The sequence below is a fragment of the Enterobacter cloacae complex sp. ECC445 genome, from assembly GCF_021892025.1.
GTDB classification, from domain to species: Bacteria; Pseudomonadota; Gammaproteobacteria; order Enterobacterales; family Enterobacteriaceae; genus Enterobacter; species Enterobacter chengduensis.
Genome location: NZ_JAKLRZ010000001.1, coordinates 23,987 through 35,941, shown reverse-complemented (window position 1 = coordinate 35,941; position 11,955 = coordinate 23,987). Strand labels below are relative to the sequence as shown.

Annotated in this window: 12 protein-coding genes; 8 read left to right on the top strand and 4 right to left on the bottom strand. The window is 55.8% G+C overall.

Annotated features, from left to right (window positions below; all coding sequences use genetic code 11):
- Positions 1–28: 28 nt before the first annotated feature.
- A complete protein-coding gene (locus L6R44_RS00190) occupies positions 29–934 on the bottom strand; it encodes a flagellin N-terminal helical domain-containing protein (protein WP_032641412.1) in 906 nt (301 codons plus the stop codon).
- Between the two features lie 187 nt (positions 935–1,121).
- Positions 1,122–2,054 carry a flagellin N-terminal helical domain-containing protein gene (locus L6R44_RS00185; protein WP_272930002.1) on the bottom strand — a complete coding sequence of 311 codons (933 nt, stop codon included), beginning with the start codon at positions 2,052–2,054 and terminating at the stop codon, positions 1,122–1,124.
- A 238-nt stretch (positions 2,055–2,292) separates the two neighbouring features.
- Between L6R44_RS00185 and fliD the strand changes: the two genes are divergently transcribed.
- From fliD to amyA, 4 genes are all read left to right on the top strand, one after another.
- Positions 2,293–3,696 carry a flagellar filament capping protein FliD gene (gene fliD, locus L6R44_RS00180; RefSeq protein ID WP_237422866.1) on the top strand — a complete coding sequence of 468 codons (1,404 nt, stop codon included), beginning with the start codon at positions 2,293–2,295 and terminating at the stop codon, positions 3,694–3,696.
- 24 nt (positions 3,697–3,720) lie between these two features.
- On the top strand, positions 3,721–4,131 hold the full coding sequence (gene fliS / locus L6R44_RS00175; protein ID WP_032641416.1) for a flagellar export chaperone FliS: 411 nt from the start codon (positions 3,721–3,723) through the stop codon (positions 4,129–4,131).
- Positions 4,131–4,490 carry a flagella biosynthesis regulatory protein FliT gene (gene fliT / locus L6R44_RS00170; protein WP_032641418.1) on the top strand — a complete coding sequence of 120 codons (360 nt, stop codon included), beginning with the start codon at positions 4,131–4,133 and terminating at the stop codon, positions 4,488–4,490. Before fliS ends, fliT begins: the two co-directional genes overlap by 1 nt.
- Positions 4,491–4,593: 103 nt before the next feature.
- The gene (gene amyA / locus L6R44_RS00165; RefSeq protein WP_237422865.1) at positions 4,594–6,081 is read left to right on the top strand and encodes an alpha-amylase; all 1,488 of its coding nucleotides are present in this window, start codon (positions 4,594–4,596) and stop codon (positions 6,079–6,081) included.
- Positions 6,082–6,174: 93 nt separating this feature from the next.
- Here the strand turns inward: amyA and yedD are convergent, their stop codons facing one another.
- A complete protein-coding gene (yedD, locus tag L6R44_RS00160; RefSeq protein ID WP_237422864.1) occupies positions 6,175–6,588 on the bottom strand; it encodes a lipoprotein YedD in 414 nt (137 codons plus the stop codon).
- 74 nt (positions 6,589–6,662) lie between these two features.
- Positions 6,663–6,977 carry a flagellar hook-basal body complex protein FliE gene (gene fliE / locus L6R44_RS00155; RefSeq protein WP_032641425.1) on the bottom strand — a complete coding sequence of 105 codons (315 nt, stop codon included), beginning with the start codon at positions 6,975–6,977 and terminating at the stop codon, positions 6,663–6,665.
- Positions 6,978–7,205: 228 nt separating this feature from the next.
- Here fliE and fliF point away from each other — a divergent pair, with 228 nt between their 5' ends.
- The 4 genes from fliF to fliI are packed head-to-tail and all read left to right on the top strand — an operon-like array spanning position 7,206 to position 11,946.
- A complete protein-coding gene (fliF, locus tag L6R44_RS00150; protein ID WP_032641427.1) occupies positions 7,206–8,885 on the top strand; it encodes a flagellar basal-body MS-ring/collar protein FliF in 1,680 nt (559 codons plus the stop codon).
- The gene (gene fliG, locus L6R44_RS00145) at positions 8,878–9,876 is read left to right on the top strand and encodes a flagellar motor switch protein FliG (RefSeq protein WP_008500327.1); all 999 of its coding nucleotides are present in this window, start codon (positions 8,878–8,880) and stop codon (positions 9,874–9,876) included. The genes fliF and fliG overlap by 8 nt, the downstream gene beginning before the upstream one ends.
- Positions 9,869–10,576 carry a flagellar assembly protein FliH gene (gene fliH / locus L6R44_RS00140; protein ID WP_237422863.1) on the top strand — a complete coding sequence of 236 codons (708 nt, stop codon included), beginning with the start codon at positions 9,869–9,871 and terminating at the stop codon, positions 10,574–10,576. Before fliG ends, fliH begins: the two co-directional genes overlap by 8 nt.
- Positions 10,576–11,946, top strand: coding sequence for a flagellar protein export ATPase FliI (gene fliI / locus L6R44_RS00135; RefSeq protein ID WP_032641431.1), 1,371 nt, complete (start codon positions 10,576–10,578; stop codon positions 11,944–11,946). The genes fliH and fliI overlap by 1 nt, the downstream gene beginning before the upstream one ends.
- Positions 11,947–11,955: the final 9 nt, after the last annotated feature.

Below are 11,955 nucleotides of genomic sequence, written 5' to 3'. Positions count from 1 at the left end.
CGAAGATGCCTTTTTAGCGTTATCAAAATTAACGCAGCAGGGACAGCATGGTCTGCGGAACCTGGTTGGCCTGGGCCAGTACGGAAGAGCCAGCCTGCTGCAGGATCTGCGCGCGGGACATGTTGGACACTTCGGTCGCGTAGTCGGAATCCTGAATACGGCTGCGGGCAGCGGACAGGTTGTTCACGGTGTTGTTCAGGTTGGTGATGGTGGACTCGAAACGGTTCTGAGACGCACCCAGCAGGCTGCGCTGATTGTCTACAGATTTGATTGCCGCATCGATGTCTGCCAGCGGGCTACCATCAGTAGTACCACCGGAGGTTACGGTACCGCTCAGAACGTCGAAACCTTCTGCTGCAGTAGAACGTGCATTACCGTTGATGGTCTGACCAGAGGTCACAGAGGTTGCGCCGGAGGCATTGAACAGGTTGTAGGCGTTAGAGCTGCTCAGGCTGATAGAGATGGTTTCTTGATCCTTAGAACCTACCTGGAAGCTGTAGCTGCTGGAGCCAGTGCCGGTGTTCAGCACTTTAATGCCGTTGAAGTCGGTCTGAGTCGTTACACGGTTAATTTCTTCCATACGCTGGTTAACTTCAGCCTGGATGGAGTCGATATCGGAAGCAGAGTTAGAGCTGTTCTGCGCCTGAACGGTCAGATCACGGATACGCTGCAGGTTGTTGTTGATTTCACCCAGTGCGCCTTCTGCCGTCTGTGCCAGAGAGATACCGTCGTTGGCGTTACGTGCAGCAACGGTCAGACCGTTGATGTTAGAGGTGAAACGGTTAGCGATCGCCTGACCAGCAGCGTCGTCTTTTGCACTGTTGATGCGCAGACCGGAGGACAGACGCTCAATCGCGGTGCCCAGAGAAGACTGAGATTTGCTCAGGTTGTTCTGAGTCATCAGCGACAGAGTGTTAGTATTAATCACTGCCATGGTAAGTATCCTTTAATTGATTATGAGTTCCGGCTAGCTGCCAGAGGCTTCATCGCCTTCATAAAGGTTATCGACAGGGCATTTACAAACTTTAGATCTTTTGATGTTTTTTTCTTGCTTTATTTCACTTTGATTTTAAACGAAAAAAGCGCCGACATGCGGCGCTTTTTGTCTGTCATAACGGCGATTAACGCAGCAGGGACAGCATGGTCTGTGGAACCTGGTTGGCCTGAGCCAGTACGGAAGAGCCAGCCTGCTGCAGGATCTGCGCGCGGGACATGTTTGACACTTCAGTCGCGTAGTCGGAATCCTGGATACGGCTGCGGGCAGCGGACAGGTTGTTCACGGTGTTGTTCAGGTTGGTGATGGTGGACTCGAAACGGTTCTGAGACGCACCCAGCAGGCTGCGCTGGTTGTCTACAGATTTGATTGCCTTATCGATGTCTGCCAGTGGGGTAGAACCTGCGGCTGTACCACCAGTACCACCCGTTACCGCACCGTGCAGAACGTCGAAACCTTCTGCCGCAGTCGTACGCTGGTTACCGTTAACAACATCACCCGTTGTCATCGCTTTGGTGTTCAGCGTCGCGCCGGTGTTACCAGCAGCAGCCAGGTTGAAGCTATCGCTAGAACTCAGAGTGATACCGATAGTTTCGTTATCTTTAGAGCCAACCTGGAAGTTGTAGGTGCTTGAACCAGTGCCGGTATCCAGAACTTTGATACCGTTGAAGTCGGTCTGCTTGGTCACACGGTTCACTTCTTCCATACGCTGGTTAACTTCAGCCTGGATGGAGTCGATGTCGGAAGCAGAGTTAGAGCTGTTCTGCGCCTGAACGGTCAGATCACGGATACGCTGCAGGTTGTTGTTGATTTCACCCAGTGCGCCTTCTGCCGTCTGTGCCAGAGAGATACCGTCGTTGGCGTTACGTGCAGCAACGGTCAGACCGTTAATGTTAGAGGTGAAACGGTTAGCGATTGCCTGACCAGCAGCATCATCCTTCGCGCTGTTGATACGCAGACCGGAGGACAGACGCTCGATCGCGGTGCCCAGAGAAGACTGAGATTTGCTCAGGTTGTTCTGAGTCATCAGAGACAGGGTGTTAGTATTAATAACAGCCATGATGTATTCCTTTGAAAAAGTTGTCAGATTTAGGCATCTACCTACGGCTTTCTCACCGTCAATCAGGTTATCGACCGCCCTTTCTCAAGCTTTAGGAAAAAAAATCATTTTTTTAAACCTGTAAACTGCCTGAATTTCTCCTGCTTTATTTACGCATTGTTTTTTTTAAAAACCGCTAATCTTTTTCTCGTTTCTGCCGATAGACCATCCAGCGATTGTCTTAATAAAGGATGAAAAAATGGCAAGTATTAGTTCACTCGGCGCAGGTACTTCACTGGATCTCAATACGTTGTATGACAATTTACAGACAGCTGAGCAAACCAAGCTAACGCCTATCACTACCCAGCAAACGTCATATAAAGCCAAGCTGACAGCATGGGGAGTGGTGCAGACAGCACTCACTAAATTACAGACTGCTTCAGATGCGTTAAAAAATACCTCTGCTATTGCACAATCAAAAGTTTCAAGCACTAACACGGCGTTTAGTACGACGCTTGCCAGCAGCGCAGCGGCGGGCTCTTATTCCGTAGAAGTGACGCAGCTGGCGGCAGCGCAGTCACTGTTGAGCCCAAAAGTCGGCAGCAAGGATACCGAACTCGGCGACAGCAGCATGAGCACGCGCACCCTTACAATCACTCAGCCGGGGCAGAAAGATCCGTTAACGATCACTCTGGCGAGCGATAAGACCAGCCTTGCCGACGTGCGTGACGCTATTAACGCGAAGCAGGGAAGCGTAAGCGCCAGCATCATCAAAGCGGATGACAACAGCTATTACCTGGCGCTGACTTCCCGTGATACGGGTACAGCAAACGAGATGACTATTACGACGGATGATAGTCAACTGGCGAAATACATCAGCTACGACCCATCCAGCGCCACTAACGTGATGAGTGAACAGGTCCCCGCTGCCGACGCTAAAGTCAATATCAACGGTATCGAAATCGTTCGTAGCAGTAATGCCATCACTGATGCACCTGAGGGCGTTACCTTAAACCTGACGAAGACCAATAAAGGCAGCCCGGAAACATTGTCAATTGTCAAAGACAACCAGCCAATGACCGATGCCATTCAGGCTTTTGTGGATGCGTATAACTCTCTGCAGACCACCATCGCCAATCAAACGAAATATACGGCGGTCGATCAGGGAAGCACCAACCAGGACAGCAGCAACGGCGATCTGTTGGGTGACGGAACGCTGCGTAATATCCAGACCCGCCTACGCTCTATGATTTCTGCCAGTCAGGGCTCAGGGGATCTGGCCACTTTATCGCAGCTGGGGATTACGCAGGACACCACCGGTAAGCTGACGGTGGACAGTACCAAACTCACCAAGGCACTGAACGAAAAATCGGTTGACGTCGTCGCGTTCCTTTCCGGCGATGGAAAAACTACCGGATTTGCCACCCAGACCAGCAGTCTGCTGAAAGACATGCTCGGAACTGATGGTTCAGTACAGAATGCCACCGCTGGCATTAACAAGACACTGAAACAACTGTCGGACGAATACGACCGCGTAAACGCGCAGATCACTGCCACCATGGCGCGTTACAAAACACAATTTACCAGCCTGAGCCAGCTTGTTTCACAGATGGATCAGACCGGGAGTTATCTGACCCAACAGTTCAACGCCATGAACCGTTAATAAATGATGAATTGAGGTTTTACCATGTATACAAAATCGGGAATTCAGGCATATGCTCAGGTCGGCGTTGAATCAGCGGTTCTGAGTGCCAGCCCACATCAACTGGTTGTGCTTCTTTTTGATGGCGCATTAAGCGCGATGAAGAAAGCCATCATTTTGATTGAACAAGGTGATATTCCCGGTAAAGGGCAGGCCATAAGTAAAGCAATCAATATTATCAGCAACGGTTTGCAGTCAGGTCTAAACCACGAGGTAGGCGGCGACCTGGCGGCAAATCTTGATAGTCTTTATGACTATATGACCAGGCGTCTTTTACAGGCTAATCTTCATAACGACATTAATGCCATTAATGAAGTAATGGAGTTACTCAATAACATTGCTGATGCCTGGAAAGAGATAGGCCCTCATTCTCAAAACATGTGGGACAATTACTAATGGACGTCCATTTCGGCTTGCTCCAGCATTATCAGCAGTTATTAACAACCAGTAACACGATGCTTGTTCTTACCCAGGCAGGGCGCTGGGATGAGCTTATCGCGTACGAAGTTGACTACCTGACATCAGTTGAAAAACTTACCATGTTCCAGGACGCCAGCGAAATTCCGCCTCATATTCAGGCGCAAATACGCCCTATTCTGAGAAAAATACTCGATAATGAAGTCGAGTTGAAAACCTTGCTGCACCAGCGTATGGAAGAACTGAAAGCACTGGTTGGGCAGACATCGAGACAACATAATCTGAACTCAACTTATGGACGTTTATCAGGAAATGTTCTCTTTCCTTCAGATCTCTAGTCTGGATAGGGTCTTTTGCGGATGAATATTATTTTGTGATTTCATCCGCGTTTTATCCCCATTTCGCCCATACTCACTGTGTTCTCAAAACGGAGCACGGACGATGAAAAACCCCACCCTGTTACAATGTTTTCACTGGTATTACCCTGCTGGCGGTGAATTGTGGCGAGAGGTCACGGCGTTAGCCCCCAATCTTAATGAAATCGGCATCAACATGATCTGGCTGCCGCCCGCCTACAAAGGCGCGTCCGGCGGGTATTCTGTTGGCTATGATTCTTACGACCTGTTCGATCTCGGCGAGTTTGATCAAAAGGGCAGTATTGCCACCAAATACGGCGATAAAACGCAGCTGCTGGAAGCTATCGACGCCCTCAAAAGCAACGACATAGCCGTGCTGCTGGACGTGGTGGTCAACCACAAAATGGGCGCCGACGAAAAAGAGCCCGTGCGCGTACAGCGCGTAAATCAGCAGGACCGCACGCAAATTGATGACGAAGCCATCGAGTGTGAAGCCTGGACCCGCTACACCTTCCCCGTCAGGGCCGGACAGTACTCCCAGTTCATCTGGGATTACAAATGCTTCAGCGGCGTCGACCATATTGAAAACCCCGATGAAGACGGCATCTTCAAAATCGTCAATGACTACACCGGCGAAGGCTGGAACGATCAGGTTGATGACGAGATGGGCAACTTCGATTATCTGATGGGCGAAAATATCGACTTTCGCAACCACGCCGTAACCGAAGAGATCAAATACTGGGCCCGGTGGGTGATGGAACAGACGGGCTGCAGCGGTTTTCGTCTGGACGCGGTGAAACACATACCCGCCTGGTTTTACAAAGAGTGGATTGAGCACGTCCAGGAGGTCGCCGACCAGCCGCTGTTTATCGTGGCAGAATACTGGTCCCATGAGGTGGATAAACTTCAGGCCTACATTGACCAGGTCGACGGCAAAACCATGCTCTTTGATGCCCCCCTGCAGATGAAATTCCACGAGGCGTCGCGCCAGGGGCGGGATTACGACATGAGCCAAATCTTCACCGGCACGCTGGTGGAAGCCGATCCGTTTCATGCGGTAACGCTCGTCGCCAACCATGACACCCAGCCCTTGCAGGCGCTGGAGGCCCCGGTCGAAGCCTGGTTCAAACCGCTGGCCTACGCGCTGATCCTGCTGCGGGAAAATGGCGTACCGAGCGTCTTTTATCCGGATCTCTTCGGTGCCAGCTATGACGATACGGGAGGCGACGGTGAAACGTATCATATTGACATGCCGGTTATTGAGCAGCTCCACGAGCTGATCCTCGCCCGCCAGCGCTTCGCCCACGGCGTGCAGACGCTGTTTTTTGATCACCCTAACTGCATCGCCTTCAGCCGCAGCGGCACGGATGACGATCCCGGGTGCGTGGTGGTGCTGTCGAACGGTGACGACGGTGAGAAGGTGATTTGCCTGGGGGAAAACTACGGCAACAAAACGTGGCGGGATTTTCTCGGCAATCGCGACGAAACGGTCACCACGGCGGCGGATGGTGAGGGGACCTTCACCTGCAATGGGGGAAGCGTCAGCGTGTGGGTTATTGAGGATGCGCTGTAGAAACAATGCCGGGTGGCGCTAACGCTTACCCGGCCTACGAGAAGGCACTTTTGTAGGCCGGGTAAGGCGAAGCCGCCACCCGGCAACAAACGGCTAAGGCAGCTTGCTCTCCAGCGAATTCTTGCTCAGGTAATCCGCGCACTCGACCGTTGGGCGATCGACCTTCTGCAGCTCCAGCCCGTCGTACTCGAGCGTCGCGCCATCGCGCTCCAGCGGGTAGATATCCAGCTTGCGCGTGACGTTGTAATAACTGTCTGAACGCAGCATGATTTTACCCGGCACGGCAATCACGCGCTGCCACTGGCGGCAGTCCAGCGTGTCGCCCTCTTCCGTCACCACCAGCGTGGCAATCGCTTCCGGGCTGACCAGGTTGCTCTGCGGCCCTTTCGACTGCCAGTATCCGGCCAGGTTTGCCGGGACAGGATGCTTGATCACGTCGTTATAGTTATCCACCTGAACGCACCCGGTCAGTGCCAGCAGCGCGCCAGCAATTGCTATTTTTTTCATCATCTTTCCTGCATTCGAAGAAAAAAATATTGTGGCATTAAAGCGCTGCGGCTGCCAGCGAAGATCGACAGGTCTTAAACCTGCATCCCCATCACTTCCTGATAGGCAGAGACCAGCTTGTTACGCACCTGGATCCCCATCTGCAGGGAAACCGAGGCTTTTTGCAAATCGGTCATCACATCATTCAGCGCCACGCCCGGCTCGCCGAGGGTGAACTTCTCTGCCTGCGTGCGCGCGGCGGTCTGGGTATCGCTGATACGGTCAAGCGCGGCATGCAGCTGCCCTGCAAAGCTGATGCTCGGCGGCTGATCTGCCACATTCTGATTACGGGCCGTCATCGCCGTTGCCTGCAGCTGACTGATTACCCCTTCGATGCCCTGTATAGCCATGACTCTCCCCTGGATGGTTTTTTACGCGGTCAAGACTAACAGCTTGTCAATAAGATAATGGCGGTAAATAGCGTGAAAAAACCAGGTTATTTGACGCATAGAAAATCACGAATCATCAAATAATGGCAGGGCCATCAATATGGAACTTTTGTCGTGTTTGCCGACCCGGGAGTCAGTTTTGTTTCTCTACACGAATAACGTAAACCACCAGGATTTAAGAGGTGCGCAATGAGTGCAACAGCATCGACAGCGCCGCAGAATAAATCACTCGAGTGGATGAACCGCCTTCGCGCGAATCCTAAAATCCCGTTGATCGTGGCAGGCGCTGCCGCAATTGCGATCCTTGTAGCGATGGTTCTGTGGGCGAAAAGCCCTGACTACCGGACGCTCTACAGCAACCTTTCCGATCAGGATGGCGGCGCCATCGTCACCCAGCTGACCCAGATGAACATCCCCTATCGCTTTGCCGATAACGGCGGCGCGCTTGAGGTTCCGGCAGATAAGGTGCATGAGCTGCGCCTGCGTCTGGCACAGCAGGGGCTGCCTAAAGGCGGTGCCGTTGGCTTTGAGCTGCTGGATCAGGAAAAATTCGGTATCAGCCAGTTCAGCGAGCAGGTGAACTACCAGCGTGCGCTGGAAGGTGAGCTGGCCCGCACCATTGAAACACTCGGCCCGGTGAAGAGTGCCCGCGTGCACCTCGCGATGCCTAAACCCTCTTTATTTGTTCGTGAACAGAAATCACCGTCGGCTTCCGTAACCGTTAACCTGCAGCCTGGCCGCGCGCTGGACGAAGGGCAAATCAGCGCGGTAACGCATCTCGTCTCCAGCGCCGTGGCCGGTCTGCCGCCGGGTAACGTGACGCTGGTTGACCAGAGCGGTCACCTGCTGACGCAGTCCAATACCGCCGGTCGCGACCTGAACGATGCGCAGCTGAAATACGCCGCCGATGTCGAAAACCGCCTCCAGCGCCGCATTGAAGCCATTCTCGGCCCGGTGGTGGGCAACAGCAACGTGCACGCGCAGGTCACCGCGCAGATCGACTTCGCGAATAAAGAACAAACCGAAGAGCAATACACCCCGAACGGCGACCCGGCTCAGGCGGTGATGCGTTCACGTCAGATCAATTCGAACGAACAGGTCGGCGGTGCATACCCGGGCGGCGTACCGGGCGCGCTCTCTAACCAGCCAGCCCCGGCAAACGCGGCACCGATCTCAACGCCGCCGGCCAATCAGCAGAACGGTCAGCAAAATAACCAGCAGACCACCTCAACGGCGAATAACAGCGGTCCGCGTACCAGCAGCCGCAATGAAACCACGAACTACGAGGTGGATAGGACGATTCGCCACACTAAACTGAACGTGGGCGATATTCAGCGTCTTTCAGTGGCGGTAGTGGTGAACTACAAAACGCTGGCGGATGGCAAACCGCTGCCGTTGACCGCCGAGCAGATGAAGCAGATTGAAAACCTGACGCGCGAAGCGATGGGTTACTCCGAGAAGCGCGGCGATACCCTCAACGTGGTGAACTCGCCGTTCAACGCGGTTGAAGAGACCGGCGGTGAACTGCCGTTCTGGCAACAGCAGGCGTTTATCGACCAGCTGCTGTCCGCAGGACGCTGGCTGCTGGTGCTGATCGTCGCGTGGCTGCTGTGGCGTAAGGGCGTTCGTCCGCAGCTCCAGCGCCGTGCGGAAGCCGAAAAAGCGGCGCGCGAACAGATGAATACGCGTCAGGAAACGGAAGAAGCGGTTGAAGTTCGCCTCAGCAAAGATGAACAGATGCAGCAGCGTCGTGCTAACCAGCGCATGGGCGCTGAGGTCATGAGCCAGCGCATTCGCGAAATGTCAGATAACGATCCGCGCGTCGTGGCGCTGGTCATCCGCCAGTGGATGGGTAACGAACATGAGTAATACGCTTACGGGCACCGATAAAAGCGTCATCCTGCTGATGACCATTGGCGAAGATCGCGCGGCAGAGGTGTTTAAACACCTCTCCCAGCGGGAAGTACAAATTCTCAGTGCGGCCATGGCCAACGTGCGTCAAATCTCCAACAAGCAGCTGACCGAAGTGCTGTCGGAATTTGAGCAGGAAGCCGAACAGTTTGCCGCGCTGAACGTCAACGCCAACGACTACCTGCGCTCCGTGCTGGTCAAGGCGCTGGGCGAAGAGCGTGCCGCCAGCCTGCTGGAAGACATTCTGGAAACGCGCGATACCGCCAGCGGGATCGAAACGCTCAACTTTATGGAGCCGCAGAGTGCCGCCGACCTTATTCGCGACGAGCACCCGCAGATTATCGCCACCATCCTGGTTCACCTCAAACGTGGTCAGGCGGCCGATATCCTGGCCCTGTTCGAAGAGCGCCTGCGCCACGACGTGATGCTGCGTATTGCCACCTTCGGCGGCGTCCAGCCGGCCGCGCTGGCGGAGCTGACCGAAGTGCTGAACAACCTGCTCGACGGGCAGAACCTCAAGCGAAGCAAAATGGGCGGCGTGAGAACGGCGGCGGAAATCATCAACCTGATGAAAACCCAGCAGGAAGAGGCCGTTATTACCGCAGTTCGCGAATTCGACGGCGAGCTGGCGCAGAAAATCATCGACGAGATGTTCCTGTTCGAAAACCTCGTGGAAGTGGACGATCGCAGCATCCAGCGCCTGCTCCAGGAAGTGGATTCCGAGTCGCTGCTTATCGCCCTCAAAGGCGCCGAGCAGCCGCTGCGCGAGAAGTTCCTGCGCAACATGTCCCAGCGTGCGGCCGATATCCTGCGCGACGACCTTGCCAACCGCGGCCCGGTTCGTCTGTCTCAGGTGGAAAACGAACAGAAAGCCATTCTGCTTATTGTTCGTCGCCTGGCGGAAACCGGCGAGATGGTGATTGGCAGCGGAGACGACACCTATGTCTAACGAGCTGCCGTGGAAGCGCTGGACGCCGGACGATCTGGCCCCTCCCCTTTCAGAGTTCACGCCAGCCGTGATACCGACCGACGCGCCTGACGCTGACGTCGAGCAGCCCGAGCTGAGCGAAGAGGAACAGCAGGCACAGATGCTGGCTCAGCTGCAAATGCAGGCGCACGAGCAGGGCTACAGTGCCGGTCTGAACGAAGGCCGGCAGAAAGGCCACGAGCAGGGGTATCAGGAGGGTCTGGCGAAAGGGTTAGAGCACGGTATCGATCAGGCGAGGCAGCAGCAGGCACCGCTCCACGCCCGCATGCAGCAGCTGGTCAGCGAGTTTCAGCACACCCTGGACGCGCTGGACAGCGTGATCGCCTCGCGGCTGATGCAGATGGCGCTGGAAGCCGCGCGCCAGGTTATCGGCCAGACGCCCGTGGTGGACAACACGGCGCTGATCAAACAAATTCAGGGTCTGCTGCAGCAGGAGCCGCTGTTCAGCGGCAAGCCGCAACTGCGCGTCCATCCGGACGATCTGCAGCGCGTGGAAGAGAGCCTGGGCGCAACGCTTAGCCTGCACGGCTGGCGCCTGCGCGGCGACCCGTCGTTACACCACGGCGGCTGCAAAGTCTCTGCGGATGAAGGCGATCTGGATGCCAGCGTCGCCACCCGCTGGCAGGAGCTGTGCCGCCTGGCGGCACCGGGAGTCGTCTGATGACCGCGCGCCTCACCCGCTGGCTCACCACGCTCGACAACTTCGAGACGAAGATGACGCAACTGCCCTCCGTTCGTCGCTATGGGCGACTGACGCGCGCCACCGGCCTGGTTCTCGAAGCCACCGGCCTGCAGCTGCCGCTGGGGGCAACCTGCGTCATTGAGCGTCAGGACGGGCAGGAAACGCGTGAAGTCGAAAGCGAAGTGGTCGGCTTTAACGGCCAGCGCCTGTTCCTGATGCCGCTCGAAGAGGTGGAAGGCATTCTGCCCGGCGCCCGCGTCTATGCGAAAAACATCAGCGGCGACGGCCTGCAAAGCGGGAAACAGCTGCCGCTTGGTCCGGCCCTGCTGGGCCGCGTGCTGGACGGCAGCGGTAAACCCCTCGACGGACTGCCCTCCCCGGACACCACCGAAACCGGCGCGCTGATCACCCAGCCGTTTAACCCCCTGCAGCGTACCCCTATCGAGCATGTGCTGGACACCGGCGTGCGTCCGATTAACGCCCTGCTGACCGTGGGACGCGGACAGCGTATGGGCCTCTTCGCCGGTTCCGGCGTCGGTAAATCCGTCCTGCTCGGCATGATGGCGCGCTACACCCAGGCCGACGTTATCGTCGTGGGGCTGATCGGCGAGCGCGGTCGCGAAGTAAAAGATTTTATTGAAAATATTCTGGGTGCGGAAGGCCGCGCCCGCTCGGTGGTGATAGCCGCCCCGGCGGACGTGTCGCCGCTGCTGCGTATGCAGGGTGCCGCCTACGCCACCCGCATCGCCGAAGATTTCCGCGACCGCGGGAAGCACGTGCTGCTGATCATGGACTCCCTCACCCGCTACGCGATGGCGCAGCGTGAAATCGCGCTGGCCATCGGCGAGCCACCGGCCACCAAAGGCTATCCGCCTTCGGTCTTCGCCAAGCTCCCGGCCCTGGTAGAACGCGCGGGGAACGGCATCAGCGGCGGCGGCTCCATCACCGCATTTTATACGGTGCTGACGGAAGGCGATGACCAGCAGGATCCGATCGCCGACTCCGCGCGCGCCATTCTTGACGGCCATATCGTGCTGTCGCGTCGTCTGGCCGAAGCCGGGCACTATCCGGCGATTGATATTGAAGCCTCTATCAGCCGCGCAATGACGGCGCTGATAACCGAGAAGCACTACGCCCGCGTGCGTAACTTTAAACAACTCCTCTCCAGCTTCCAGCGCAACCGCGATCTGGTCAGCGTCGGGGCTTATGCCAAAGGCAGCGACCCGATGCTCGACAAGGCGATTACCCTGTGGCCGCAGCTGGAGGCATTTTTGCAACAAGGCATTTTTGAACGCGCCGACTGGGAAGATTCAATTCAGGCACTGGAGCTGATTTTCCCGCAGGTGTAACACAGGTGG

Coding starts and splice junctions, on each gene's coding strand:
- L6R44_RS00190 (WP_032641412.1), bottom strand. CDS start 934: ATGGCAGTGATTAATACTAACACTCTGTCGCTGATGACTCAGAACAAC.
- L6R44_RS00185 (WP_272930002.1), bottom strand. CDS start 2,054: ATGGCTGTTATTAATACTAACACCCTGTCTCTGATGACTCAGAACAAC.
- fliD (WP_237422866.1), top strand. CDS start 2,293: ATGGCAAGTATTAGTTCACTCGGCGCAGGTACTTCACTGGATCTCAAT.
- fliS (WP_032641416.1), top strand. CDS start 3,721: ATGTATACAAAATCGGGAATTCAGGCATATGCTCAGGTCGGCGTTGAA.
- fliT (WP_032641418.1), top strand. CDS start 4,131: ATGGACGTCCATTTCGGCTTGCTCCAGCATTATCAGCAGTTATTAACA.
- amyA (WP_237422865.1), top strand. CDS start 4,594: ATGAAAAACCCCACCCTGTTACAATGTTTTCACTGGTATTACCCTGCT.
- yedD (WP_237422864.1), bottom strand. CDS start 6,588: ATGAAAAAAATAGCAATTGCTGGCGCGCTGCTGGCACTGACCGGGTGC.
- fliE (WP_032641425.1), bottom strand. CDS start 6,977: ATGGCTATACAGGGCATCGAAGGGGTAATCAGTCAGCTGCAGGCAACG.
- fliF (WP_032641427.1), top strand. CDS start 7,206: ATGAGTGCAACAGCATCGACAGCGCCGCAGAATAAATCACTCGAGTGG.
- fliG (WP_008500327.1), top strand. CDS start 8,878: ATGAGTAATACGCTTACGGGCACCGATAAAAGCGTCATCCTGCTGATG.
- fliH (WP_237422863.1), top strand. CDS start 9,869: ATGTCTAACGAGCTGCCGTGGAAGCGCTGGACGCCGGACGATCTGGCC.
- fliI (WP_032641431.1), top strand. CDS start 10,576: ATGACCGCGCGCCTCACCCGCTGGCTCACCACGCTCGACAACTTCGAG.